Raw genomic sequence first — 26383 nt, 5'->3', positions numbered from 1 at the left:
GTGCGGACGGGCATCGGCGGTACGCGGAGCTGCCCGGTGACCGGGACCGGCCCACCCCCTCGACATCACCGCCCCCGCCGGAGCCGCCCCGCCCCCGCCCCTTCCGTTTCCGCAGGTCCGGGCCATTGTCAGTGGTCGGGTGCAGGATGGGGGCATGGTCAGCTCCGCAGATCGAGCCCTCGACGGCTTCTCCCCCGCGACCCGCGGCTGGTTCACGGGGGCCTTCTCCGCGCCCACCGCGGCCCAGGCCGGGGCCTGGCGGGCGATCGGCGAGGGCTCGGACGTGCTGGTGGTGGCCCCGACCGGCTCCGGCAAGACACTGGCCGCGTTCCTCGCCGCGCTGGACCAGCTGACATCGAGCCCGCCCCCGGCCGACCCCCGCAAGCGCTGCCGGGTCCTGTACGTGTCCCCGCTGAAGGCGCTCGCGGTGGACGTGGAGCGGAATCTGCGCAGTCCGCTCACCGGTATCCGCCAGGAATCGGTGCGCCTGGGGCTGCCCGAGCCCGAGGTGAAGGTGGGCATCCGCTCCGGGGACACCCCACCCGCCGAGCGCCGGGCCCTGTCCACTCGTCCGCCGGACATCCTGATCACCACCCCCGAGTCCCTGTTCCTGATGCTGACGTCGGCCACCCGCGACGCGCTCACGGGCGTGGAGACGGTGATCCTGGACGAGGTGCACGCGGTCGCGGGCACCAAACGCGGCGCCCATCTCGCGCTGTCCCTGGAGCGGCTCGACGAGCTGCTGCCCAGGCCGGCCCGCCGTATCGGCCTGTCCGCCACGGTGCGTCCCGTCGACGAGGTCGCACGCTATCTGTCCCCGCGCCGCAGGGTGGAGATCGTCCAGCCTCCGTCCGGCAAGGAGTTCGACCTGTCGGTGGTCGTGCCGGTGGAGGACTTGGGCGAGCTGGGCGGCTCCCCGGTCGCGGACGGCAACGAGGGCGCGGAGCGCCCCTCGATCTGGCCGCACGTCGAGGAGCGGATCGCCGACCTCGTGCAGGCCCACCGCTCGACGATCGTGTTCGCCAACTCCCGCCGCCTCGCGGAGCGCCTGTGCAACCGGCTGAACGAGATCGCGTACGAGCGGGCCACCGGTGAGCCTCTGGACGAGCACCACGGCCCGGCCGAGCTGATGGGCGGCTCGGGAGCGGCCCAGGGAGCGCCCCCGGTCCTGGCCCGCGCCCACCACGGCTCGGTCTCCAAGGAGCAGCGCGCCCTGGTCGAGGAGGATCTGAAGGCGGGGCGGCTGCCGGCCGTGGTCGCCACCTCCAGCCTCGAACTGGGCATCGACATGGGCGCGGTGGACCTCGTCGTCCAGGTGGAGTCGCCGCCCTCGGTCGCCTCCGGCCTGCAGCGTGTGGGCCGCGCGGGACACCAGGTGGGCGCGGTCTCCACGGGGGTCGTCTTTCCCAAGTACCGCGGTGACCTGGTCCAGTCGGCCGTGGTCACCGAGCGGATGCGCAGCGGCTCCATCGAGTCCATGAGGATCCCCGGCAACCCCCTGGACGTCCTGGCGCAGCAGGTCGTCGCCATGACCTCGATGGACACCTGGCAGTTCGACGATCTCCTGGCGACCGTCCGCCGCGCGGCGCCCTTCGCCGCCCTCCCCGAGTCCGCGTTCACGGCCGTCCTCGACATGCTCGCGGGCCGCTATCCGTCCGACGCCTTCGCGGAGTTGCGCCCGCGCGTGGTGTGGGACCGGGTCGCGGGCACGATCACGGGTCGGCCGGGCGCCCAGCGCCTAGCGGTCACCTCCGGGGGCACGATCCCGGACCGCGGCCTCTTCGGAGTCTTCCTCGCGGGCTCCGACCCCAAGAAGGGCGGCGGCCGGGTCGGCGAACTCGACGAGGAGATGGTGTACGAGTCCCGCGTCGGGGACGTCTTCACCCTCGGTACCAGCTCCTGGCGCATCGAGGACATCACCCGCGACCGTGTGCTGGTCTCCCCCGCGCCGGGCGTCCCGGGCCGCCTGCCCTTCTGGAAGGGCGACCAGCTCGGCCGCCCGCTCGAACTGGGCCGCGCGGTCGGCGCGTTCCTGCGCGAGGTGGGCTCGCTGTCGGACGAGGACGCCCGGCTGCGCCTGCTGGCCGCCGGACTCGACGCCTGGGCCGCCGACAACGTCCTCGCGTACCTGGCCGAACAACGCGAGGCCTGCGGCCACGTCCCCGACGACCGCACGATCGTCGTCGAACGCTTCCGTGACGAGCTGGGCGACTGGCGGGTCGTCGTCCACTCCCCCTTCGGCGCCCAGGTCCACGCCCCCTGGGCCCTCGCCCTGGGCGCGAAGCTCTCCGAGCGGTACGGCATGGACGCGCAGGTCATGCACGCCGACGACGGCATCGTGCTCCGCCTGCCCGACGCCGACCTGATGGGCCTGGACCTGCTCGACATGGAGCCCGCGAGAGCGGGCACCGCATACGACGCCGAGCAGGCCCCGATCGGCGCGGCGGACGTCGCCTTCGACAAGGGCGAGGTCGACCAGATCGTCACCGACCAGGTGGGCGGTTCGGCGCTGTTCGCGTCCCGCTTCCGCGAGTGCGCCGCCCGCGCGCTCCTGCTGCCCCGCCGCAGTCCGGGCAGGCGCACACCTCTGTGGCAACAGCGTCAACGCGCGGCCCAACTGCTGCAGGTGGCGAGTGAGTTCGGGTCCTTCCCCATCGTCCTGGAGGCGGTCCGCGAATGCCTCCAGGACGTCTTCGACGTCCCGGGCCTCTCCGAGCTGATGGGCGACATCGAGTCCCGCAAGGTCCGCCTCGTCGAGGTCACCACCCCGGAGCCCTCCCCCTTCGCCCGCTCCCTCCTCTTCGGATACGTCGCCCAGTTCCTGTACGAGGGCGACTCCCCGCTCGCCGAGCGCCGCGCCGCCGCCTTGTCGCTGGACTCCCGGCTGCTGGCCGAGCTGCTGGGCCAGGCGGAGCTGCGCGAACTGCTCGACGCCGAGGTTCTGACCGAGCTGGAGCGGGAGCTGCAGTGGCGCACCGAGGACCGGCGGGTCAAGGATGCCGAAGGTGTCGCGGACCTGCTCCGGCTTCTCGGCCCGCTCAGGGACACCGAGTTGGCCGAGCGGGGCGCCGAGCCGCAGTGGGCGCGGGAGCTGGCCGGGGCCCGCCGCGCCATCCGCGTCCGGATCGCCGGCACCGACCACTGGGCGGCGATCGAGGACGCGGGCCGCCTGCGCGACGCGCTCGGCACTGCCCTGCCGGTCGGCGTCCCGGAAGCCTTCACCGAGCCCGTCAAGGATCCCCTCGGCGACCTCCTCGCCCGGTTCGCGCGCACTCACGGCCCCTTCACCTCGGCCACGGCAGCGGCGCGCTTCGGCCTGGGGGTGGCCGTCACGGACGGGGCACTCCACCGGCTCGCGGCGAACGGCCGTGTCGTCCAGGGCGAGTTCCACCCGGCGGGCATCGGCCAGGAGTGGTGCGACGCGGCCGTGCTGCGCCGCCTGCGCCGCCGCTCGCTGGCGGCCCTGCGGCACGAGCTGGAGCCGGTGCCGCCCGCCGCGCTCGCCCAGTTCCTGCCGCAGTGGCAGCACGTGGGCGGCGGTCACGGGCTGCGGGGCATCGACGGACTGGTGCGCGCGATCGAGCAGGTGCAGGGGGCCTCCGTCCCCGCCTCCGCACTGGAGAAGCTGGTTCTGCCCTCCCGGGTCGCCGGCTACACCCCCGCGATGCTCGACGAGCTCACCGCGGCCGGCGAGGTCGTGTGGGCGGGCGCCGGGGCCCTCCCGGGCAAGGACGGCTGGGTCTCGCTGTACCTGGCGGACGCGGCCCCGCTCCTCCTGCCTCCGGCGCATCCTCTGGAGCTGACCGCGCTCCACGAATCGGTCCTGACCACCCTCTCCGGCGGCTACGGCCTCTTCTTCCGCCAGATCGCCGACCAGATCCGCGCGACCACCCACCCCGACGTCACCGACCCCCAACTGGCCGACGTCGTATGGGACCTGGCCTGGTCCGGCAGGCTCACGAACGACACGCTCACCCCGATGCGCTCCCTCCTGGGCTCGGGCCGCACCGCGGGCTCCACCGCCCACCGTGCCAAGCGCACCGTCCCGCGCGGCCGGTACGGGTCCCTGACCGCCGCCGCCCGCCCCCAGTCCCGTACGGGACCGCCCACGGTCGCCGGTCGCTGGTCCCTCCTCCCCGCCCACGAGCCCGACCCCACCGTCCGCGCCCACGCCCTGGCCCGCACACTGCTCGACCGCCACGGTGTCGTGACCCGGGGTGCCGTGGCCGCCGAGGGCGTCGAGGGGGGCTTCTCCGCGGTCTACCGCGTGCTGTCCGTCTTCGAGGAGAGCGGCCAGGCCCGCCGCGGCTATGTCGTCGAGGGTCTGGGCGCCGCCCAGTTCGCGATGGACGGCGCCGTGGACCGCCTTCGCGCGGTGTCCAACGCCCGCGACCGGAACGAGCCCTGGCGAAGCCCCGCCCCGAACGGTTCCCCCGAAATTCCCGGCACACCCCAGGCCCCCACCCCCTGGGACGACTTCCTCGACGGCTCGGGCCACCACAGCCCGGGCCCCGACGACCCGTTCGCCCCCGCCTCCTTCGGCGCCCCCGCCGGCCTGGACGCCGACCCACACGGCGAGCCCGGTATCCACGACCAGGAGTTCGCTCACACCGACGGCGGCACCCCTTACGGCCGCAGCGGGCCCGACGGCCCTTTCAGCCCCCGTGCCCGATCCGGCCGCGACCCGCACCGCACCCGCACCACCCCCTCCCCCAGAGCCGTCGTTCTGGCCGCGGCCGACCCCGCCAACGCCTACGGCGCCGCCCTCCCCTGGCCCGATCCGCCCACTGAGGCCGGACACAAACCGGGCCGCAAGGCGGGCTCCCTGGTCGTCCTGGTCGACGGCGAGCTGACCGTCTACATGGAGCGCGGCGGCAAGACGCTCCTGGCCTGGCCCGCCGACCCGGACGCCAGGCCCATGGACGACCCCCGCCTCCGTCCGGCCGCCGAAGCCCTCGCAGCGGCAGCACGCGCGGGCTCCCTCGGCACGGTCACGGTGGAGCGTGTGAACGGCACCTCCGCCCTCACCTCCCCCCACGGCCCCCTCCTGGAAGCGGCGGGCTTCATCGCGACCCCGCGCGGCCTCCGCATCCGCGCATGATCACCGAGCGCGAGACCCCTGCCCCCGAACCGACCCCACCCACCCCGAGCCACCGGCACCGGCACCGGCACCGGCACCGGCACCGGCTACCCACTCCCCACCACCGAACCCATGCCACCCTTGACCCATGCCCGAAGGTGACACCGTCTGGCAAGCGGCGAGGCGACTCCACACCGCCCTCGCCGGCAAGGTGCTGTCCCGCTCCGACCTCCGCGTGCCGAAGTACGCCACGGCCGACCTCACCGGCCGTACCGTCCTGGACGTCACCCCTCGCGGCAAGCATCTCCTCACCCGCGTCGAAGGCGGCCTGACGCTGCATTCGCACCTGCGGATGGACGGGTCCTGGAAGGTGTACGCCAACGGCGAGCGCTGGCGCGGCGGCCCGGCGCACCAGATCCGCGCCATCCTCGGCAACAGCGAGCGCACGGCCGTCGGCTACCGCCTCCCCGTACTTGAGCTGATCCGCACCACCGACGAACACCGCGCCGTCGGCCACCTCGGCCCCGACCTGCTCGGCCCGGACTGGGACCCCGACCGGGCCCTCGCCAACCTCCTGAGCGACCCGGACCGCGCCCTCGGCGAGGCCCTCCTGGACCAGCGCAATCTGGCGGGCATCGGCAATGTCTACAAGAGCGAGCTGTGCTTCCTGCTCCGAGTCACCCCCTGGCTCCCCGCCGGCGCCCTCCCTGAGGATCTCGCCGCCCGTCTGCCCGCCCTCGCCAAGAAGCTCCTCGAAGCCAACCGCGACCGCCCGATCCGCAACACGACAGGTCACCGCCACCACGACCTGTTCGTGTACGGCCGGGCCCCCCGCCCCTGTCTGCGCTGCCACACCTCCGTTCGCGTGGCCGACCAGGGCGACGGCTCCCGCGAACGCCCCACCTACTGGTGCCCCACCTGCCAGCCGGGCCCGGCGCCGGCCCCGAGCACCACACGAACTCCCCGCCCGAGCAACCGAGTTCAGCGCCGCACACCTAATTGACGGACCGTCAGATGCGCTCGTACCGTCGAGTCATGCCCATCCCGGCGTACGACCTCACCGGCCGCACCGCGTTCGTCACCGGCGCCGGCAGTGGCATCGGCCGCGCGTCCGCCGTGCTGCTCGCCGAGGCGGGCGCGACGGTGCACTGCGCGGACCGCGACGCACAGGGCCTGCACGAGACGGCGACCCTCATCAAGGCCAGGAACGCCACCGCCCACACCCACCACCTCGACGTCACCGACCGCGCCCAGCTCGCACGGGCCGTCGCCGCCTGCGAGCGGCTCCATGTGATGGCGGCGATCGCCGGAATCATGCACAGCAGCCCGGTTCTGGAGACCCGGGACGAGGACCTGGAACGGGTGTGGAGCGTCAACTTCAAGGGGGTTCTCCATGCCTGCCAGGCAGCGGCCCGCCGGATGATCGACGACGGGACGCGGGGCAGCATCGTCACCATGGCCTCCGGCGCCGTCGACACCGGCGGTCCGGGGCTGCTCTGCTACGGCGTGACCAAGGCGGCGGTGGTCCAGCTGACGAAGACCCTGGCGACCGAGGTCGGCGCCCACGGCATCCGCGTCAATGCGGTCGCCCCGGGCTGGATCCGTACGCCCATGACCGATCGCCACGACGGCGAGGCACAGGCGCGGACGGAGTCCTTCATGGCCCGGCTGTCACCACTGAGCCGGGTCGGCGAGCCCGACGACATCGCGCACGCCGTCCTGCACCTCGCCTCCGACGCCTCGGCGTTCACGACGGGTCAGATCCTCCGCCCGAACGGCGGGGTGGCCATGCCCTGGTGACCGCGGCCCCCACCGCGCCCTCCAGAACCGGACCACCCCCCGCGCCCCCTGACGCGCCCCCCGGCCGTCCCGGCGCCCGTCCCTTCGGTACGCAGTGCACAGGAAGGAGGCTCAGCCCCCACCCCCCGGCCGCGACGGCCCCCTCCACCGCGCCGGCGTCCGGCACCAGCGCGAGCCGCAGCACACCCCACCACCACAGCGCACCGAGCCCCAGAGCCGCCCCCCAGCGAACTATCCGCATTGGCCGCCACCTCCAAGGCCTCCGGGCCCCCAGAACGACGCTAGACGGCCCTCGTCACGGGCGGAGAGGGCGCACCACCGGCACAGGGACGCACGCCTCTCTCACGAGGACCGAGCCCGCGGGGCACACGATGCGCCCCGCAGCCACTCACCGCCGTCCTCACGCCCCCACCGCACGCGCCGGCCGGGGGGCGCACGACCCACCGAGGCGGGAGCGCACGGAAGCCCGGCACCGGCTCGCGACGCCGGACGACGTCGCGCTATCCGTTCTCCGCCTGGAACATCCAGTGGTGCTTCTCCAGATCCGCCGTGATCTGGATGAAGATGTCCTGGCTCACCGGATCCGCCTCCGCGGTGCTCTCCACCCGTGTCCGCATCCGGGTGATCACCGAGCCGAGCGCGTCGACCAGGGTCCCCACCGCGTCCGCGTCCTTGACCCAGCCGTCCGGGGCCGGGCCGATCCCGCTGCTCCCGGCCACCGTCCGGGCCCGCCCGTCCGGTGAGACACCGAGGGTGGAAGCGCGTTCGGCGACCGTGTCGGAGTGCAGCCGGGCGGTGTCCACGACCTCGTCGAGCTGGAGATGGACCGAGCGGAACCGCGGCCCGACCACGTTCCAGTGGATCTGCTTGGCCACCAGGGAGAGGTCGACGAGATCGACGAGGGCGCCCTGCAGCGCCTCGGAGACGGTCCTGAGATCGGCATCGGACAGCGGGCTCTTCACCACGTACATCAGCGCAGCTCCGGATTCTAGAGACGACCGTACGCCCCCGTGCGCCCGCACAGACGATCGAAATCGCGCGCAGGTCCCCGTTCGCCCCTCCACCATGACCGCACACCACCACCCCGGCAAACGGGGCGGCACAGGACCCCGGCCCCCGCGACGGGCGCAATGCGAAAGCCCCGGCCGGCGCCCCCAGGTCTCCCTGGAGACCCCACCCGGGGCTCCCGTCTCGCTGCTACTTCTTCACCGGCACGCACCGAACCTCATGCACACCGTCGCGGCAGGTCAGGCCGCGACGACGTCCACCGCTTCGGCGGGTGCCTTGATCGTGACCCGTTCCGGCGGTACACCGGCCACCGAGACGGAGTTGAGCATCGGTCGACGCACTGGTGCTGGCACCGGCTCGGTGGCCGCTGCGGACTGGGCCAGCTCGGCAAGGGCGAGCTCGTCGCTCACTTCCCTCATGAGCTCGGACATCCGTACGTCCAACGCGTCGCAAATGGCGGAGAGCAGCTCGGAGGAAGCCTCCTTCTGCCCCCGCTCCACCTCGGAGAGATAGCCGAGTGAGACTCGGGCGGACGAGGAGACTTCGCGCAGAGTACGGCCCTGGCGCTGGCGCTGCCGACGCAGCACGTCACCCAGCAGGCGACGGAGCAGAATCATCGGTGGCTCCCTCCTCGGACCGCGTAGCCGCATCCTTCACGCCCCACCGTACCGCCTTGCGCTGCGGCCGTGCGGGGAGCGCTGTTGTGTTCACTCAGGGCTGTAAACATCAGGTCCCCCCGTTCTGTTCCGTATCCTGTGCCCGCTCATTTCCGGTCTGTTCGCCCGCAAGCTCCTCGAGAAGCAGTGCGAGTACGCTCCGTACACTCTCCATACGGATTTCCGCCCGGCCGCCGTTCAACCGCAACGACGACACTTTCCCGCCACCTGATACGCCGGAATCGGCTGCGGACGGCCCGGTGACGGCCACGTAGACCGTGCCGACGGGTTGGCCGTCCTGGGGGTCGGGGCCCGCGACTCCGGTGGTCGAAATTCCCCAGTCGGCGCCGAGCGCCTTGCGGACGCCCTCCGCCATCTGGGCCGCGACCTGCGGATCCACCGCCCCGCGCTGCTCCAGCAGGGTGGCGTCGACATCGAGCAACTGGTGCTTCAGCTGGGTGGCGTAGGCGGTGACGGAGCCCCGGAACGCCTGGGAGGAGCCGGGGGCCGCGGTGAGAGCGGCCGCGACCAGACCGCCGGTCAGCGACTCGGCGACGGCGAGCGTCTCACCCCTCACCGTCAGTAGTCGCAGCACTTCGGCAGCCGTGGAAGTCAATGCTCCACTCCCTCCGCTGCGGCTTCGCGCTCGGCGGTTCCGCGCCGGCGCAGCACAATGGCTTGTCTCACATAGTCGAATCCGGTGACCACGGTCAGAATGACCGCGGCGGCCATCACCCACCACCGCAGAGTGGCCAGCCACCCCTCCAGCGCCAGGACGTACATGCCGACGGCGATGCCCTGGATCAGGGTCTTCAGCTTGCCGCCGCGGCTCGCGGGGATGACTCCGTACCGGATGACGATGAAGCGCAGGAGCGTGATCCCGAGCTCTCTGCCGAGGATGACTCCCGTCACCCACCACGGCAGATCGCCGAGGTAGGACAGACAGATCAGCGCGGCACCCATGATCGCCTTGTCGGCGATGGGGTCGGCGATCTTCCCGAAGTCGGTGACGAGGTCGTAGGTCCGGGCCAGGTGACCGTCGAAGACGTCGGTGATCATGGCGACGGCGAAGGCGGCCCATGCCCAGGCACGCCACACCGGGTCGTACCCGCCGTCCATGAGCATCAGCACGACGAAGCCCGGTACGAGGACCAGGCGGATCATGGTCAGGATGTTCGCGATGTTCCAGAGGCTGGCCTGGTTGACGGCGGCAGCTCCCAGCTTCCCGCCACGCACGGCCCGCGCCTCCCCGGCATCACTGGAGGCGGCGGCGCCCGGGGCGCCGGGAACGCCCGGGGCGCTCGTCGCGCCCTTGGCGCCGGAGGTGCCGCCCGCCGCGGATGCCGGGACTCCCGTCATCTGGCCGCCTCCTCAGTACACGTGAGGGAGTCGTGCGAGCCCGGAAGCACCTCGGCCACCAGGTCGACGCCTTCCGTGCCGACCACCTTCGCCTCGACCATAAGGCCGACGCTCAGCTCCTCGCCGCTCGTGAAGAGCACCTGACCGTCGGTCTCGGGTGCCTGGTGGGCAGCCCGGCCGTACGCGCCCTCCTCGCCGTCGACCGACTCGACGAGCACACGCACGGTCTGCCCGACGCGCTCCTCGGCACGCTGCGAAACCAGTTCCTCGGCCAGCCGCGAGACCCGTGCGAGCCGCTCGGCGACCACGTCCTCGGCCAGCTTGCCGTCGTACGTCGCCGCTTCGGTGCCCTCCTCGTCGGAGTACCCGAAGACGCCGATCGCGTCCAGTCTCGCGCCGTTCAGGAAGCGCTCCAGCTCCGCGAGGTCGGCCTCGCTCTCGCCGGGGAAGCCGACGATGAAGTTGGACCGCACGCCGGCTTCGGGTGCCTTGCCGCGGATGGTGTCGAGCAGTTCCAGGAAGCGGTCGGTGTCGCCGAAGCGGCGCATGGAGCGCAGCACGGCCGGGGCGGAGTGCTGGAAGGAGAGGTCGAAGTAGGGCACGACCTTGGGCGTGGAGGTGAGCACGTCGATGAGGCCGGGCCGCATCTCGGCGGGCTGGAGGTAGCTCACCCGCACCCGCTCGATGCCGTCGACCTCGGCCAGCTCGGGCAGCAGGGACTCCAGCAGCCGGATGTCGCCCAGGTCCTTGCCGTAGGAGGTGTTGTTCTCGGAGACGAGCATGACCTCCTTGACGCCCTGCTCGGCCAGCCAGCGGGTCTCGTTCAGCACGTCCGAGGGGCGGCGGGAGATGAAGGAGCCGCGGAAGGAGGGGATGGCGCAGAAGGAGCAGCGGCGGTCGCAGCCGGAGGCGAGCTTCACGGAGGCGACGGGCGAGCCGTCCAGGCGGCGGCGCAGCGGCGAACGCGGCCCGGAGGCCGGAGCGAGGCCCTCCGGAAGATCGGCGGGGGCATGCCCCGGCAGCGCGACCTCGGCGGCCGACTCCTGGCGCTGGGCCGGGCTGATCGGCAGCAGCTTGCGGCGGTCGCGCGGGGTGTGCGAGGCGTGGATGCCGCCGTTCAGGATGGTCTGGAGGCGGTCGGAGATGTCCGCGTAGTCGTCGAAGCCGAGCACGCCGTCGGCCTCGGGCAGCGCCTCGGCCAGCTCCTTGCCGTACCGCTCGGCCATGCAGCCGACGGCCACGACGGCCTGGGTTCTGCCGTGTCCCTTGAGGTCGTTGGCCTCCAGGAGGGCGTCGACGGAGTCCTTCTTGGCGGCCTCGACGAAGCCACAGGTGTTGACGACCGCGACATCCGCTTCCTCGGCGTCCTCGACGAGCTCCCAGCCGTCCGCCTCCAAGCGGCCTGCGAGCTCCTCCGAGTCCACCTCGTTACGGGCGCAGCCAAGAGTGACGAGTGCGACGGTACGGCGTTCAGGCATGGGCTCAAGACTACTTCGTCCCAGTGACAGCCCACGTCGACGGGGTTGGCCGATCCCGGCCGGCCCCGTCCCTCACGTTTCCTTCGAATCGCCCGTGCGTCCGTGGCCCGGCCCTACCGGGGGCTCAGCCGACCTCGGGGTCGCCCTTCGTGTAGGTCAGTCGTTCGACCTGGCCCGGCTGGAAGTCGTCCTCGATCTTCTTGCCGTTGACGTAGAGCTGGACGGCCCCTGCGTCACCGAGGACGAGGTCGATCTTGGAGCCGTCCTGGAAGGTCTTGGACTCGCCCTGCTTGAGGAGGCCGTCCCACAGGAGCCGGCCGTTGTGGTCCTTGGCGGAGATCCAGCTGCGCCCGTCGGAGGCACTGACCCGCACGGTCACCTTGTCGCGGGGCGCTGCCGCGATGGCGCTGTCGGTGGGGTCGGGCTTGGGGTCGGCGTCGGGCTTGTCGGTCTCGGGCTTGGACGAGGCGGGCTTGCTGGTCGTGGGCGTGGAGCCCTCGGCGACCTGTGTGCCGGAGCCGTCGTCGTCCCCGCCGTCGAACGCGGTGAAGCCGACGAAGCCGATCACCGCGACGATCGCGGCGACCATGGCGGCGGTCCAGTTGGGGCCGCGCCGCTCGGGCCGGATCCGTTCCGCCTCGAACAGCGGGGCCGCGGGCGTCGGCGCGGGCCGTCCGCCGTGGGCCTCGTCGTACTGCTCCAGCAGCGGGACGGGGTCGATGCGCACCGCGCGTGCGAGGGTGCGGATGTGACCGCGCGCGTAGACGTCGCCGCCGCAGGGGGCGAAGTCGTCCTGCTCGATCGCGTGCACGATGGCGATGCGGACCCGGGTGGCGCTGCTGACGTCGTCGACGGTCAGCCCGGCCGCGATGCGTGCCTGCTGGAGGGCACGACCGATCGAGGGGCGTTCCGCCGAGCGTTCGTCACGGTCGTCTTCGAACGGACGCTCGTCTTCGGGGAAGTTGCCGTCAGGGGAGTTGCCGATGGACACGGGGGCGCCTTTCGAGCGTGTAGCCACCTGTGCTGGAAGTTCAGTCTAGGGGGGGTACGAAAGGGTGGGGCAACCGGGCGGTGGGACTTTGTACGCCATCAGAATGGCCGGTCATCCTGCTGGTGGTGAGGGTGGGGCACAGAGCTGTCGCCTCGTCCAACTTGACGTACGCCGAAGGGAAACGGTTGCTCACCCTTTCCTTACGGATCAGTCACGTTCGCCTACCCGGATGCCGTAATCGCATCCGTGTTCCGCATGCCCGGCAACCGGTTCTCCCTGCCGTGCGCCCCGGCCGCGCGCCGTCCGCGATCCCTACGCCTCAGTCTCCCCCCGGATCACGGCCAGCACGCCGTCCAGCTCGTCGGGTTTCACGAGAACGTCACGTGCCTTGGAGCCCTCGCTCGGCCCCACGATGCCCCGGGACTCCATGAGGTCCATGAGCCGCCCGGCCTTGGCGAAACCGACGCGCAGCTTGCGCTGGAGCATCGAGGTGGAGCCGAACTGCGTGGAGACGACCAGTTCGGCCGCCTGGCACAGCAGGTCCAGGTCGTCGCCGATCTCCTCGTCGATCTCCTTCTTCTGCTTGGTGCCCACGGTGACGTCGTCCCGGAAGACGGGCGCCATCTGATCCTTGCAGTGCTGCACGATCGCCGCGACCTCGTCCTCGGTCACGAACGCGCCCTGCATACGGGTCGGCTTGTTCGCCCCCATCGGCAGGAACAACCCGTCGCCCTTGCCGATCAGCTTCTCCGCGCCGGGCTGGTCGAGGATGACGCGCGAGTCGGCGAGCGAGGAGGTGGCGAAGGCGAGCCGCGAGGGCACGTTCGCCTTGATCAGACCGGTGACGACGTCCACGGACGGCCGCTGCGTGGCGAGCACCAGGTGGATGCCGGCCGCGCGCGCGAGCTGCGTGATCCGCACGATCGCGTCCTCGACGTCCCTCGGCGCCACCATCATCAGGTCGGCCAGCTCGTCCACGATCACCAGCAGGTACGGGTACGGCTGCAGCTCGCGCTCGCTGCCCTCGGGCAGTTTGACCTTGCCGTTGCGGATGGCCTCGTTGAAGTCGTCGATGTGCCGGTAGCCGAACGCGGCCAGGTCGTCGTAGCGCAGGTCCATCTCGCGCACGACCCACTGCAGTGCCTCGGCGGCCCGCTTGGGGTTGGTGATGATCGGCGTGATGAGGTGCGGGATGCCCTCGTAGGCGGTCAGTTCGACGCGCTTGGGGTCGACGAGAACCATACGGACGTCCTCGGGGGTCGCGCGGACCATGACCGAGGTGATCAGGCAGTTGATGCACGACGATTTGCCGGAGCCGGTCGCACCCGCGACGAGCACATGCGGCATCTTCGCCAGATTGGCCATCACATAGCCGCCCTCGACGTCCTTGCCGAGCGCGACCAGCATCGGATGGTCGTCCTCGGCCGCGTCCGCGAGGCGCAGGACGTCACCCAGGTTGACCATCTCGCGGTCGGTGTTGGGGATCTCGATGCCGACGGCCGACTTGCCGGGGATCGGGCTGATGATCCGTACGTCCGGGCTGGCGACGGCGTAGGCGATGTTCTTGGTGAGCGCGGTGATCCGCTCGACCTTCACCGCCGGGCCCAGCTCGACCTCGTACCGGGTGACCGTCGGTCCGCGGGTGAAGCCGGTGACGGAGGCGTCGACCTTGAACTCGGAGAACACGTTGGACAGGGAGGCCACTATGGCGTCGTTGGCCGCGCTGCGGGTCTTGCCTGGCCCGCCCCGCTCCAGGAGATCCAGCGAGGGCAGGGAGTAGGTGATGTCGCCGGCGAGCTGGAGCTGCTCGGCGCGCGGCGGCAGCTCGCGGGGCTCGTCCGGGGCCTGCTTGGTCAGGTCCGGCACCAGGGAGTCCTGCCGGGCGCCCTTGGGCGGCCTGGCGGCCTGGGGGGCCTCCTTGGTCGGCTTGCTGCGCGCGGCCGGGACGGGAGTGGTCTCCTCCCGGTCGCCCACGCTCACGCCCTGGGTGAGGTCGGCGACGACCGGCGAGGGCGGCATGCCGTGCAGCACCGCCCCGTCGAGCGCGGCTGCGGCCGCCGCGGCGACGTCCACGGCGTCCATCGGCCGGTTCGGGTCGGGCTGCCGGACGGCGGAGCGCCGCGGGCGTCGCCGGGTGAGGGCCTCCTGCTCGGCATCGTCGGGGTCGTACGGCTCGGGGGCGGAACCGCGCCTGCGGGATCGCGCGGGCAGCGCGTCACGCCACTGCTCGTCGTAGCGGGCGTCGTCCTCGCCGTACTCGGCGACGTCGTCGTACTCGACGGCGTCGTCCGCGATGATGCCCAGCTTCTGCCCGAGCAGCCGCAGGCGCTGCGGAATCGCGTTGACCGGCGTCGCGGTGACGACGAGCAGCCCGAAGACGGTGAGCAGCACGAGCATCGCCACGGCCAGTGCCTCGCCCATGGTGTACGTCAGCGGGGTGGCCGTGCCCCAGCCGATGAGTCCCCCGGCATCCCTTATCGCCTGCATCCCGGCGCTGCGCGCGGGCGAGCCGCACGCGAGGTGGACCTGGCCGAGGATGCCGATGACGAGCGCGGACAGACCGATGACGATGCGGCCGTTGGCGTCGGGCTTCTCGGGGTGCCGGATGAACCGCACGGCGATGACCGCGAGCAGTATCGGCACGAGCAGGTCGAGTCGGCCGAAGGCGCCGGTCACGAGCATCTCGACGAGATCGCCGACCGGGCCGCGCAGGTTGGACCAGGTGCCGGCGGCGACGATCAGGCTGAGGGCGAGCAGCAGGAGCGCGACACCGTCCTTGCGGTGCGCCGGGTCGAGACCCTTCGCGCCCTGCCCTATGCCACGGAAGACGGCGCCGACCGCGTGCGCGGCACCGAGCCAGACGGCGCGTACGAGTCTGTACACGCCTCCGGTGGGACTGGGCGCCGGCTTCGGAGGGGCCGTCTTCCTCGCCGCCGCCCGCTTGGCGGGTGCCTTCCTGGCGGGGGCTTTCTTCGCGGGGGCCTTCTTCGCCGGAGCCTTCGTCGGAGCGGCCGCCTTCTTCGCGGGCGGCTTCTTCGCTGCGGACTGACGTGAGGCCATGAGTGTGAGGTTACCGGTGGAGACCACAGCCGACACGTGTGCCTACTGCTTCACCCGTTCGTGTCGCGAACTCCGGGCCCGAAGGTGACGCGCCCTGACAGACCCTCACCCCGCACGGCGACCGCACGCGAACGGGCGCGGCCCGGGGCCGCTTCAGGGACCCCGCCCGCGCCCGGGAACGCGCCCAGGGACATGCTCCGGGACGTGCTCAGTTCTGCGACGGCATCGGCGAGGGCCCTCCCGTGCCCGGCTCCAACGCGTCCAGCGCCCTGCGCAGACCCGTCAGTTTGCGTTCGAGATGGGCGGCGGTGGCGACCGCCGCGGCGTCCGCCGAGTCGTCGTCGAGCTGCTTGGACAACGCCTCCGCCTGCTCCTCGACGGCCGCGAGTCGCGCGGAGAGCTCGGCGAGAATGCCGCCGGCAGGCTCCTTCGAACCGCCCGCAGCGCCCTTGCCGCCGCCCTCCAACTGCAGCCGCAGCAGCGCCGCCTGCTCCCTGAGCTGGCAGTTCTTCATGTACAGCTCGACGAACACCGAGACCTTGGCACGCAGCACCCAAGGGTCGAACGGCTTCGAGATGTAGTCGACCGCACCCGCCGCGTACCCACGGAACGTGTGGTGCGGTCCGTGGTTGATGGCGGTGAGGAAGATGATCGGGATGTCCCGGGTCCGTTCACGCCGCTTGATGTGCGCGGCCGTCTCGAAACCGTCCATTCCCGGCATCTGGACGTCCAGCAGGATGACCGCGAAGTCGTCCGTCAACAGCGCCTTGAGCGCTTCCTCCCCGGACGATGCCCGCACCAGTGTCTGATCGAGCGCGGAGAGGATGGCCTCCAGCGCCAACAGATTCTCCGGCCGGTCATCGACCAGGAGGATCTTGGCCTTCTGCACCATGGCCCGCCCTCCTCGCCCCGGCTTGGGGCCTCCCCTGTCCGCAGGACTCGGCGTGACACCGGTCGGTGCCACCCCAGGGGACGACTCCCTCGCGCCACCCGTCCTTGTGCCGGTCATCGTAGCCGCACCCCGCCCGTCGCCACACCCTGTCACCGTGATGTCACTGTGCTCGTAGCAGAAACGCGGCAGGGGACCAGAAGGTTCCCCGAATCCCGCGTTTCTACACGGCCTCGGCCACACTCCGTCAGCAACTCCGCGCGCCTCTCCACGGGTTGTGACGACGGGCCGTACGTCCCGTCACCCACTCCGCATCCACTGCTCCATGACCTCCAGCAGATGATCCGGATCGACGGGCTTCGTCACATAGTCCGAGGCCCCCGAGTCGATCGCCTTCTCCCGGTCGCCCTTCATCGCCTTGGCCGTCAGCGCGATGATCGGCAGCCCCGCGAACTGGGGCATCCGGCGGATCGCGGTGGTCGTCGCGTAGCCGTCCATCTCGGGCATCATGATGTCCATCAGGACGACCGTCACGTCGTCGTGCTGTTCCAGGACCTCGATGCCCTCACGGCCGTTCTCGGCGTACAGCACCGACAGGCCGTGCTGCTCCAGGACACTGGTGAGCGCGAAGACGTTGCGGATGTCGTCGTCGACGATGAGCACCTTCTCCCCGTCGAAGCGGATCGTGCGGCGCGACGGGGCCGCCGCCTCCTGCGCGGCCTGTTGCGCCCAGTGCTCCTGCGGCTGCCCGTTGTCCTGCCGGAGCAGGTCCGAGGCGGAGCCGGCCGACACGGGCCTGCGGCGCCTGCGGAAGAGTGCCGCGGCCCCGTTCTGGGTCTCGCGGTACGACTTCACCTCGGCCGGTGTCTCGGTGCGCTCGGCCAGCTCGTGCTCGGAGGCCAGCAGCTCCCCCGCCTCCAGCGAGGCGGGAGCACTGTTCGCGTAGCCCTGCGGGGGCAGTTCGCTCGGGTGCAGCGGCAAATACAGGGTGAAGGTGGAACCGCGTCCGGGCTCGCTCTGCGCATGGATCTCGCCGCCCAGCAGCCGGGCGATCTCGCGCGAGATGGACAGCCCCAGGCCCGTACCGCCGTACTTGCGGCTCGTGGTGCCGTCCGCCTGCTTGAACGCCTCGAAGATGACCCGCATCTTGCTGGCCGCGATTCCGATGCCGGTGTCCGTCACCGAGAACGCGATCATGTCGGCGTCCGCGTCCCGCAGCGAGCCCGCCTCCAGCAGCTGCTCCTTGATGGCCACCGGCACATCCGCCCCGGCCGGCCGGATGACCAGCTCCACGGCCCCCGAGTCGGTGAACTTCACCGCGTTGGACAGCAGGTTCCGCAGCACCTGCAACAGGCGCTGCTCGTCCGTGTGCAGCGTGGCGGGCAGCTCCGGCGAGACCCGCACCGAGAAGTCGAGGCCCTTCTCCGCGGTCAGCGGACGGAAGGTCGCCTCCACGTAGTCGACGAGCTGGACGAGGGCGATACGGGTCGGCGAGACGTCCATCTTGCCCGCCTCGACCTTCGACAGGTCCAGGATGTCGTTGATCAGCTGGAGCAGGTCCGAGCCCGCCCCGTGAATGGTCTCGGCGAACTCGACCTGCTTGGGCGTCAGGTTCGACTCGGCGTTGTCGGCGAGCAGCTTGGCGAGGATCAGCAGCGAGTTGAGCGGAGTGCGCAGCTCGTGCGACATGTTCGCCAGGAACTCGCTCTTGTAACGCATCGAGACCGCGAGCTGCTCGGCACGCTCCTCCAGGACCTGCCGCGCCTCCTCGATCTCGGTGTTCTTCACCTCGATGTCGCGGTTCTGCCGGGCCAGCAGCTCGGCCTTCTCCTCCAGCTCGGCGTTGGACGCCTGGAGGGCCTCCTGCCGGTTCTCCAACTCGTCGGACCGCTCACGCAGTTGCTCGGTCAGCTCCTGCGACTGCTTCAGCAGCACCTCGGTCTTGGTGTTGACGGAGATCGTGTTGACGCTGGTCGCGATCATCTCCGCGATCTGGTTCAGGAAGTCCTTCTGGATCTGCGTGAACGGCGTGAAGGACGCCAGCTCGATCACACCGAGCACGGTCCCCTCGAAGAGCACCGGAAGCACGATGACCTGCGCCGGGGGCGCCTCGCCGAGCCCGGAGGAGATCTTCAGATAACCGCTCGGCGCGTTCTCCACCAGGATCGTGCGCTTCTCCTTCGCCGCCGTCCCGACCAGCGCCTCACCCGGCCGGAAGGACGCCGGCATGGAACCCATGGAGTAGCCGTACGAGCCCAGCATGCGCAGCTCGTACTGGTCGTCGCTGTCCAGGGCCAGGTCCTTGCCGTCGAGGAACGGCAGCGCGAGGAAGAACGCGCCGTGCTGCGCGGACACCACCGGCGTCAGCTCACTCATGATCAGCGAGGCCACGTCGTCGAGATCCCGGCGGCCCTGCATCAGGGCGGAGATCCGGGCGAGGTTGCCCTTGAGCCAGTCCTGCTCCTGGTTGGCGATCGTGGTGTCGCGCAGGTTGGCGATCATCTTGTTGATGTAGTCCTGCAGCTCCTTGATCTCGCCGGACGCGTCGACGTCGATCTTGAGGTTCAGGTCGCCCCGGGTCACCGCGGTGGCCACGCGCGCGATGGCGCGCACCTGCCGGGTCAGGTTCCCGGCCATCTCGTTCACCGACTCGGTGAGGTCCCGCCAGGTGCCGTCGACGTCCCGCACGCGCGCGAGGCCGCCCAGCTGGCCCTCGGTGCCCACCTCGCGGGCCACCCGGGTGACCTCCTCCGCGAAGGACGACAGCTGGTCGACCATCGTGTTGATGGTGGTCTTGAGTTCCAGGATCTCGCCGCGCGCGTCGATGTCGATCTTCTTGGTCAGGTCGCCCTTGGCGATGGCGGTCGTCACCATGGCGATGTTGCGGACCTGGCCGGTCAGGTTGGACGCCATCGAGTTCACGGACTCGGTGAGGTCCTTCCACGTGCCCGCCACACCCGGTACGTGCGCCTGGCCGCCCAGGATGCCGTCCGTACCCACCTCACGGGCCACCTTGGTGACCTGGTCGGCGAACGAACTCAGCGTCTTCACCATGCTGTTGAAGGTGTCCGCGAGCTCCGCGACCTCACCACGCGCCTCGATCGTCACCGTACGGGTCAGGTCACCGTTGGCGACGGCGGCCGCGACCTGGGAGATGTTCCGCACCTGCATGGTGAGGTTCTTGGCCATCAGGTTGACGTTGCCACTGAGGTCCTTCCAGATGCCGGTGATGCCCGGCACATGCGCCTGACCGCCCAGGATGCCCTCGGTACCCACCTCACGGGCCACCCGGGTCACCTGTTCGGCGAAGGACGACAGCTGGTCCACCATCGTGTTGACGGTGGTGACGAGTTCGAGGATCTCGCCCTTCGCGTCGACGGTGATCTTCTTCGACAGATCGCCCTTGGCGACGGCGGTGGTGACCTCGGCGATCTGACGCACCTGGATCGTCAGGTTGTTCGCCATGAAGTTCACCGACTGCGTGAGGTCCTTCCAGGTGCCGGAGACGCCCTGCACCTCGGCCTGCCCGCCGAGCTGGCCCTCCGTGCCCACCTCGCGGGCGACCCTGGTGACCTCCTCGGCGAACGACGACAGCTGGTCCACCATCGTGTTCAGCGTGTTCTTCAGCTCCAGGATCTCGCCGCGCGCGTCCACGGTGATCTTCTGGGACAGGTCGCCGCGGGCCACCGCCGTGGCGACCTGCGCGATGTTGCGGACCTGGCCGGTCAGGTTGCCGGCCATGCCGTTCACGGACTCGGTGAGGTCGCGCCACACACCGGCGACACCGGGCACCTGCGCCTGACCGCCGAGGCGGCCCTCCGTGCCCACGTCCCGGGCGACCCGGGTCACCTGGTCGGCGAAGGAGGACAGCTGGTCGACCATCGTGTTGATGGTGTTCTTCAGCTCCAGGATCTCGCCGCGTGCGTCGACGTCGATCTTCTGGGACAGGTCGCCCCGCGCCACGGCCGTCGTCACCTGCGCGATGTTGCGCACCTGCGAGGTGAGGTTGCCGGCCATCGAGTTGACGGAGTCGGTGAGTTCCTTCCACGTACCCGACACGCCGTCCACGCGGGCCTGCCCGCCGAGGCGGCCCTCCGTGCCCACGTCCCGGGCCATCCGCGTCACCTGGTCGGCGAACGACGACAGCTGGTCCACCATCGTGTTCACGGTGTTCTTCAGTTCGAGCATCTCGCCCGCGACATCGACGGTGACCTTCTGCGAGAGGTCGCCGTTGGCCACGGCCGTCGTCACCGCCGCGATGTTCCTCACCTGTCCGGTGAGATTCCGGAACGCCGTGTTGACGGAGTCCGTCAGGTCCTTCCACGTCCCGGCCGCGCCCGGCACCTGCGCCTGACCGCCGAGCCGGCCCTCGGCACCCACCTCGTTCGCCACCCTCGTGACCTCGTCACCGAAGGAGGAGAGCTGGTCGACCATCCCGTTGACGGTGTTCTTCAGTTCCAGCATCTCGCCGGCCACATCCACGGTGACCTTCTGCGAGAGGTCGCCGTTGGCGACCGCGGTGGTCACCGCCGCGATGTCCCGCACCTGAATCGTGAGATTCCGGAAAACCGTGTTCACCGAATCGGTGAGGTCCTTCCACGTTCCCGCCGCCCCCGGCACCTGCGCCTGACCGCCCAGGCGGCCCTCGGCACCCACCTCGTTCGCCACCCGCGTGACCTCGTCGGCGAAGATCCGCAGCGTCTCGGTCATCTGGTTGATGGTCTCGGCGAGCTTGGCGACCTCACCGCGCGCCGGCACGGTCACCTTCTGCGACAGATCACCATTGGCGACCGCGGTGGTGACCTGAGCGATCCCACGCATCTGGAGGGTGAGGTTCCCGGCCATGGTGTTCACCGAATCGGTGAGTTCCTTCCACACCCCGGCCACGCCCGGAACCTCGGCCTGACCGCCGAGCTGCCCCTCGGTACCCACCTCGCGCGCGACCCGGGTCACCTCCGAGGAGAAGGCCGAGAGCTGGTCGACCATCGTGTTGACGGTCTCCTTCAGCTCCAGCATCTCGCCGGCCACATGAACGGTGACCTTCCGGGACAGATCACCCTTCGCGACCGCGGTCGTCACCAGCGCGATGTCCCTCACCTGTGCGGTGAGCCGGTGCGCCATGGTGTTGACGGACTCCGTCAGGTCCTTCCACGAACCGGACATGCCACGCACCTTGGCCTGCCCGCCCAGCTTGCCCTCGGTGCCCACCTCGCTGGCCACCCGCGTGACCTCGTCGGTGAACGTCGACAACTGATCGACCAGGTTGTTGACCGTACGCCCGACCTTCAGGAACTCCCCGCGCAGCGGATGCCCGGTCCCGTCCGGCCCCTGCGACCGCAGCTCCATCCGCGGCGACAGATCACCTTCCGCGACGGCCGACAGCACCCGGCTCACCTCGGAGACAGGCCGCACCAGGTCGTCGACCAGCGCGTTCGACGCGTCGATCGCGGCCGCCCAGGACCCCTCCGTGGCGCCCGTCTCCAGCCGCTCGGTGAGCTTGCCCTCACGTCCCACCACACGCCGCACCCGCGACAACTCGCCGGTCAGATGCAGATTCCGGTCCGCCACCTCGTTGTACACGGCGGCGATCTCGGCCATCACACCGTCGCCCGAGACCGTCAGCCGCTTGCGGAAATTCCCGTCCCGCATCGCTTCCAACGCCGTGAGCAGCCGGTTCAGGGCAGCGGTGTCCACAGTGGTGGTCCCATTGCGCGGTTTACGTGATGTGCGCTTGTCACTCAGGGACTGTCCGCCTTTCGCGCGCGCCTTAGTGCCTCGCGTCGCTGCGCCAGACTCCACTGTGTCCCTCCCGCAAGGGTCGACCGTTCCTGCTGGACGTACGTCACCGCATTCGAACGCTACGTACTGCTCACACTGTTCGTACCACTCGTACCGCTTCGTACTCGGATACTTCCGCCCGGCGGACCCGGTGCCGCTCTCCGCCGCACCGGGAAGGTACCCGGACCCGTCCGGCCTTCTCCCGGAAGCCTGCCCAGTGTTTCACCATGGCTGAACCAGGCCATAACAGTTCGGCAGCTTCGCACACGGTCCGCACACCTCCGGGCGGAAACACAGACGACCGGCATCCGCATGGACGGCGAAGGTAAGTAACCTTGCATGCGGCTGTCCAGCCATGCCGGTCCCGTCCGGCCTGGGCGGTGGCGCACGAGCACGAGCGGGCAGGCATCGGAGGGGCGGCCTCACCATGACCACCGGACTGCATCCCGGGGAGACCCCCCAGGAACCCAGGCCGACGGAGAACCAGCCACTGCCACGGCAGGAGGCCGTCCCAGGATCCCCCCACATCGAGAACCGGACAAGGAGTGCTGTGATCACCGCGCGCGCAGCCGCCAGCTTCGCTGCCGTCTCACGATCCGTCGCGACCGCCCGCTCGTTCGTCCGCGACACCCTCCAGGGCTGGGGCTTCGCCGACATCTGCGACGACGCGGTGGTCCTCACCAGCGAACTCGTCACCAACGCGGTCGTCCACGCCGGCACCTCCGCCGACGTCCTGTGCCTGCGGGCCGACGACGGCGTACGCATCGAGGTCGCCGACAGATATCCCGAGCGTGAGATCCCCCTCCAGGGCAGCCACATCAACATGGGCAGCCCGGACCGCGAGGGCGGGCGCGGCCTCCAGCTGTGCGCGGCGATGGCCACGCGCTGGGGCGTCGAGTACACCTCCACCCACAAGCAGGTCTGGTTCCAACTCGACCTCCCCGACCGCCCCGTGGGCACCCGCTCCGCCGGCCCGGCCCTCCCCGCCGACCTGCTCCCGCTCGCCGACGGCCGGGTCCGCGTCGCGGTCGTCCAGATCGACCGCGCGGGCGCGATCGGCGCCTGGAACGAGGACGCCGAGGAACTCTTCGGATATGCCCCCGACCGCGTCATCGGTAAGCCCCTCACCGACCTCGCCGCCTGGCCGCACACCCCCGGCACCAGCACCGGCGTCGCGGAGGCCCTCCAACTCTCCCGCTGGGAGGGCAGTTACGGCATCCGCGCCGCCAACGGCCGGGTGACACCGGTCTACGCCTCCCACCTCCGGGTCCGCGACACCGCGGGCGACCCCTCCACCGTCTGCCTCCTCGTCCGGGACCACGAGCGTGCCGTCCTGCAGACCCCCCTGCGCATGGCCGCGGCCGACGGATCCGGTTCCGGCGACGGCCAGGCCACGGACCCCTTCGAGGTCTTCATCGGCTCCCCCGCCCCGGACGACCTCGACGGTCTCCTCCAGCGCACGGTCGAGCGCGCCCGCGACATGCTCGACGGCGACTCCGCCTTCCTGCTCCTCGCGACCGACGACGAGACGGAACTGGAGGTCCGGGCCTCCACCGGCCTCCCGTCGGCCCGCCAGCGCTTCGCCCGCGTCCCCGTGGACGCCGGCCCCGGCCGCTACGGCTCCGCCCGGATGCCCGCCGTCCACGACGACCTCACGGCCGTCCCGGGCGCCGTCCCGCTCCTCAACGGCACGGGCATGCGCTCGGTCGTCACGGTCCCCCTCAAGGTCGAGGGCCGCCTCACGGGCTCCCTGGGCGTCGCCGCCGAGTCCCAGGGCCGGTACTCCAACGAGGAGGCCCTGCGCCTGCAGTTCGCCGCCGACCGCATCGCCCTGGCCGTCGAGTCGGCCCGGCTGGGCGAGCTGGAGCGCCTGCGCCGCGGCTCGCTGAGCTTCCTGGTCGAGGCCTCCGACCTCCTCGCGGGCACCCTGGACCGCGACCAGACCCTGGCCCTCATGGCCCAGATGACGATCCCGACCCTCGCCACGTGGTGCGCGGTCTACACGATCGCCGACCAGGCCTCGGACCCGTACCTCAGCTATGTCCTGCACGAGGACGAGGACCTCATCGACGGCCTCAAGGCCCTCCTCTCCAAGATCCGCCCGCCGGAGCCCATCCCGACCCCGGGTGCCCGCGTCTGGACGGCACCCGCCGAGGCTGCCCACCAGGCGGCCCTGCGCACCTCCATGCGCAGCCTGGGCCTCGGCCAGCCCGCCACGCTCAGCTCGGGCATCGGCACGACGCTGGCGACGGCCTCGGCGGTGGGCGGCGAGACCGTCGTCCTCCCGCTGGTGGCCCGCAACCGCGTCATCGGCATGCTGACGCTCGGCAAGCCCACGGACGAGCATTTCCGCCAGGAGATCCTGGAACTGGCGGAGGACCTCTCCCGCCGGGCGGCCCTGGCCCTGGACAACGCCCGCCTGTACTCGGAGCGCGTGGCCATCAGCCAGTCCCTCCAGCGCAGCCTCCTCCCGCCGGAACTCCCCCAGATCGACGGCGTCGAGGTCGAGGTCATCTACCGCGCGGCCGGCGAGGGCAACGAGGTCGGCGGCGACTTCTACGACCTCTTCCCCATCCGCGACGGCGCCTACGGCTTCGCCATCGGCGACGTCTGCGGCACCGGCCCGGAGGCCGCCGCCGTCACCGGCCTGGCCCGCCATGCCCTGCGCCTGCTGGCCCGCGAGGGCTACGCGGGCCCCGCGGTCCTGGAGCGCCTCAACTCCGCGATCATCGACGAGGGCGCCCGCAGCCGCTTCCTGACGCTCCTGTACGGCGAGCTGTGGCCCCAGGAGGACGGCAGCGCCCTCCTGAAGGTGGTCTGCGCCGGTCACCCGCTCCCGCTGCGCCTGCGCCAGGACGGCACGGTCGAGCCCGCCGCCGAGCCACAGGCGCTCCTCGGCGTCATGGAGGACCTGGAGCTGTACGAGCAGACGGTCACCCTCGACCCCGGCGACGTCCTCCTGTGTGTCACGGACGGCGTCACCGAACGGCGCGAAGGCACCCGCATGTTGGGCGACGACGGTCTCGCCGAGGTTCTCACCGCCTGCACGGGCCTCACGGCGGGCGCGGTCGCGGCCCGCGTCATGCGCGCGGTCGAACGCTTCGCCTCCGACGCTCCCTCCGACGACATGGCCATCCTGGCCATGCGCGTCCCGGGCCTCCAGACTGACTGACCCCCGGACACGACAAAGGCCCCGCCCGATAGGGCGGGGCCTTTCGTTTGAGCCCCCAAACGGAATCGAACCGTTGACCTTCTCCTTACCATGGAGACGCTCTACCGACTGAGCTATAGGGGCCTGTCACCTGTTCGAGGTTCCCCTCGCGGCAACGAGATAGATCATACCCCGAATCGGCGGCTGCCCAGAACCACCCGGCGCCCTGCCGAACGACAGACACATCCCCCGAGCCGTCCCCGCATCAGAAGACCTAGAAGGCCGGCTGCAGCAGACCGCCGAGCGCATTGCACGCGGACACCAACCGCTGCAGTTCGCGCCGCGACATCTCGCCGCCGATGGGCAGCGCCAGCGTCTCGTCCGCGGCCCGCTCGGTCTCGGGCAGACACACGTCCCGCCGGAACCCCGGCATCCGGTGCACCGGTGTCTTCACCGGCACTCTGCACTCGACTCCCTTGGCCCGCACCGCCCGCGCGAACGCGTCCCGGTCCGGCCGCCCGTTCCCGGGCACGCGCACGACGTACTGCTGAAAGGTGTGCCCGTCGCCCCCTTCGGGAGTCCGCACGCCCTTCAGCTTCGCACTGAGATACGCGGCCCGCCGCCGACGCTCCCCCAGCTCGCTGTACGGCGTCTCCGACTCCCCCTGCTCCAGCACCAACAGCCCGTGCCGCTGCCCGACTTGACGCAGCGCCGCGACATCGGCGCACCTGCCGAAGCGGTGGACGACGACCGCTGCCACCGTCCGGGACGTCACCGCGGCCTCGACAGCCGAGGCGTCCAGGCAGTACGTCACCGGGTCTATGTCGGCGAACACCGGCACGGCCCCTGCCAGGCTCACGGCCTGAGCGACCTCCGGGTTCCCGAACGCCGGCACTACGACTTCGTCACCGGCGCCGACACCCGCGGCCCTGAGCATTCCAACGGTACCCATGGCGCGGATCCTGGTCGGCCAACGTGAACTCCAAGTGACGCACAACAAAAAAGAGCTGGTCCCCGAACCGAAATTCGGGGACCAGCTCTCAATATTTGTTCGGCGGCGTCCTACTCTCCCACAGGGTCCCCCCTGCAGTACCATCGGCGCTGTAAGGCTTAGCTTCCGGGTTCGGAATGTA

General features: G+C 70.9%; 16 protein-coding genes, 1 tRNA gene and 1 rRNA gene. 5 read left to right on the top strand and 13 right to left on the bottom strand.

Translation table 11 applies throughout. From position 1 onward, the window contains the following. The first annotated feature begins 154 nt into the window (after positions 1-154). From ACWCRJ_RS39425 to ACWCRJ_RS39415, 3 genes are all read left to right on the top strand, one after another. Positions 155-5101: an ATP-dependent helicase gene (locus tag ACWCRJ_RS39425; RefSeq protein ID WP_450943805.1), complete on the top strand. Its 4947-nt coding sequence runs from the start codon at positions 155-157 to the stop codon at positions 5099-5101. A 127-nt stretch (positions 5102-5228) separates the two neighbouring features. Continuing rightward, complete coding sequence (locus ACWCRJ_RS39420; RefSeq protein WP_450943804.1) at positions 5229-6083, top strand: Fpg/Nei family DNA glycosylase; 855 nt, start codon at positions 5229-5231, stop codon at positions 6081-6083. A gap of 32 nt (positions 6084-6115) precedes the next feature. Then, the gene (locus ACWCRJ_RS39415; RefSeq protein ID WP_450943803.1) at positions 6116-6880 is read left to right on the top strand and encodes an SDR family NAD(P)-dependent oxidoreductase; all 765 of its coding nucleotides are present in this window, start codon (positions 6116-6118) and stop codon (positions 6878-6880) included. On the opposite strand, the gene ACWCRJ_RS39410 is transcribed toward ACWCRJ_RS39415, so the two are convergent. The 8 genes from ACWCRJ_RS39410 to ACWCRJ_RS39375 form a co-directional block, all read right to left on the bottom strand. Beyond that, positions 6828-7121, bottom strand: a complete 294-nt coding sequence (locus ACWCRJ_RS39410; RefSeq protein ID WP_078531513.1) for a hypothetical protein — start codon at positions 7119-7121, stop codon at positions 6828-6830. The two genes, ACWCRJ_RS39415 and ACWCRJ_RS39410, sit on opposite strands and share 53 nt — an antisense overlap. 259 nt (positions 7122-7380) lie before the next feature. Further along, positions 7381-7851, bottom strand: a complete 471-nt coding sequence (locus ACWCRJ_RS39405) for a Dps family protein (protein WP_450943802.1) — start codon at positions 7849-7851, stop codon at positions 7381-7383. Positions 7852-8127: 276 nt separating this feature from the next. Further along, a complete protein-coding gene (locus tag ACWCRJ_RS39400) occupies positions 8128-8505 on the bottom strand; it encodes a helix-turn-helix domain-containing protein (RefSeq protein WP_005481441.1) in 378 nt (125 codons plus the stop codon). A gap of 109 nt (positions 8506-8614) precedes the next feature. Next, positions 8615-9160: a CinA family protein gene (locus tag ACWCRJ_RS39395; RefSeq protein WP_450943801.1), complete on the bottom strand. Its 546-nt coding sequence runs from the start codon at positions 9158-9160 to the stop codon at positions 8615-8617. Then, on the bottom strand, positions 9157-9903 hold the full coding sequence (gene pgsA, locus ACWCRJ_RS39390) for a CDP-diacylglycerol--glycerol-3-phosphate 3-phosphatidyltransferase (protein ID WP_450943800.1): 747 nt from the start codon (positions 9901-9903) through the stop codon (positions 9157-9159). The genes ACWCRJ_RS39395 and pgsA overlap by 4 nt, the downstream gene beginning before the upstream one ends. Continuing rightward, entirely contained in the window at positions 9900-11381 is a 1482-nt protein-coding gene (gene rimO / locus ACWCRJ_RS39385) for a 30S ribosomal protein S12 methylthiotransferase RimO (RefSeq protein ID WP_450943799.1), read from the bottom strand. The genes pgsA and rimO overlap by 4 nt, the downstream gene beginning before the upstream one ends. A 124-nt stretch (positions 11382-11505) precedes the next feature. After that, the gene (locus tag ACWCRJ_RS39380; RefSeq protein ID WP_450943798.1) at positions 11506-12372 is read right to left on the bottom strand and encodes a helix-turn-helix domain-containing protein; all 867 of its coding nucleotides are present in this window, start codon (positions 12370-12372) and stop codon (positions 11506-11508) included. Between the two features lie 312 nt (positions 12373-12684). Next, positions 12685-15255: a DNA translocase FtsK gene (locus tag ACWCRJ_RS39375; RefSeq protein WP_450943797.1), complete on the bottom strand. Its 2571-nt coding sequence runs from the start codon at positions 15253-15255 to the stop codon at positions 12685-12687. Positions 15256-15262: 7 nt separating this feature from the next. Between ACWCRJ_RS39375 and ACWCRJ_RS39370 the strand changes: the two genes are divergently transcribed. Then, complete coding sequence (locus tag ACWCRJ_RS39370; protein ID WP_450943796.1) at positions 15263-15421, top strand: hypothetical protein; 159 nt, start codon at positions 15263-15265, stop codon at positions 15419-15421. A 219-nt stretch (positions 15422-15640) separates the two neighbouring features. Here ACWCRJ_RS39370 and ACWCRJ_RS39365 read toward each other — a convergent pair whose 3' ends face one another. Continuing rightward, positions 15641-16324 carry a response regulator gene (locus ACWCRJ_RS39365; RefSeq protein ID WP_005481428.1) on the bottom strand — a complete coding sequence of 228 codons (684 nt, stop codon included), beginning with the start codon at positions 16322-16324 and terminating at the stop codon, positions 15641-15643. A 297-nt stretch (positions 16325-16621) separates the two neighbouring features. After that, positions 16622-22120: a HAMP domain-containing protein gene (locus ACWCRJ_RS39360; protein ID WP_450943795.1), complete on the bottom strand. Its 5499-nt coding sequence runs from the start codon at positions 22118-22120 to the stop codon at positions 16622-16624. A 406-nt stretch (positions 22121-22526) separates the two neighbouring features. Between ACWCRJ_RS39360 and ACWCRJ_RS39355 the strand changes: the two genes are divergently transcribed. Beyond that, entirely contained in the window at positions 22527-25271 is a 2745-nt protein-coding gene (locus tag ACWCRJ_RS39355) for a SpoIIE family protein phosphatase (RefSeq protein ID WP_450943794.1), read from the top strand. Positions 25272-25321: 50 nt separating this feature from the next. Here ACWCRJ_RS39355 and ACWCRJ_RS39350 read toward each other — a convergent pair. The 3 genes from ACWCRJ_RS39350 to rrf all read right to left on the bottom strand — a co-directional run. Then, positions 25322-25394: transfer RNA gene (locus ACWCRJ_RS39350), tRNA-Thr, on the bottom strand. A gap of 130 nt (positions 25395-25524) precedes the next feature. Then, the gene (locus tag ACWCRJ_RS39345; protein ID WP_046918132.1) at positions 25525-26187 is read right to left on the bottom strand and encodes a DegT/DnrJ/EryC1/StrS family aminotransferase; all 663 of its coding nucleotides are present in this window, start codon (positions 26185-26187) and stop codon (positions 25525-25527) included. 112 nt (positions 26188-26299) lie between these two features. After that, positions 26300-26383 (bottom strand): 5S ribosomal RNA (gene rrf, locus ACWCRJ_RS39340); the annotation flags it as partial.

Source organism: Streptomyces sp. NPDC002324, from assembly GCF_053593335.1.
This window is presented reverse-complemented; position numbering and strand designations above follow the sequence as displayed.

What these genes read in the sequence shown, in the direction of transcription:
- ACWCRJ_RS39425 (WP_450943805.1), top strand. Translation starts at nt 155, where the DNA reads ATGGTCAGCTCCGCAGATCGAGCCCTCGACGGCTTCTCCCCCGCGACC.
- ACWCRJ_RS39420 (WP_450943804.1), top strand. Translation starts at nt 5,229, where the DNA reads ATGCCCGAAGGTGACACCGTCTGGCAAGCGGCGAGGCGACTCCACACC.
- ACWCRJ_RS39415 (WP_450943803.1), top strand. Translation starts at nt 6,116, where the DNA reads ATGCCCATCCCGGCGTACGACCTCACCGGCCGCACCGCGTTCGTCACC.
- ACWCRJ_RS39410 (WP_078531513.1), bottom strand. Translation starts at nt 7,121, where the DNA reads ATGCGGATAGTTCGCTGGGGGGCGGCTCTGGGGCTCGGTGCGCTGTGG.
- ACWCRJ_RS39405 (WP_450943802.1), bottom strand. Translation starts at nt 7,851, where the DNA reads ATGTACGTGGTGAAGAGCCCGCTGTCCGATGCCGATCTCAGGACCGTC.
- ACWCRJ_RS39400 (WP_005481441.1), bottom strand. Translation starts at nt 8,505, where the DNA reads ATGATTCTGCTCCGTCGCCTGCTGGGTGACGTGCTGCGTCGGCAGCGC.
- pgsA (WP_450943800.1), bottom strand. Translation starts at nt 9,903, where the DNA reads ATGACGGGAGTCCCGGCATCCGCGGCGGGCGGCACCTCCGGCGCCAAG.
- rimO (WP_450943799.1), bottom strand. Translation starts at nt 11,381, where the DNA reads ATGCCTGAACGCCGTACCGTCGCACTCGTCACTCTTGGCTGCGCCCGT.
- ACWCRJ_RS39365 (WP_005481428.1), bottom strand. Translation starts at nt 16,324, where the DNA reads ATGGTGCAGAAGGCCAAGATCCTCCTGGTCGATGACCGGCCGGAGAAT.
- ACWCRJ_RS39355 (WP_450943794.1), top strand. Translation starts at nt 22,527, where the DNA reads ATGACCACCGGACTGCATCCCGGGGAGACCCCCCAGGAACCCAGGCCG.
- ACWCRJ_RS39345 (WP_046918132.1), bottom strand. Translation starts at nt 26,187, where the DNA reads ATGCTCAGGGCCGCGGGTGTCGGCGCCGGTGACGAAGTCGTAGTGCCG.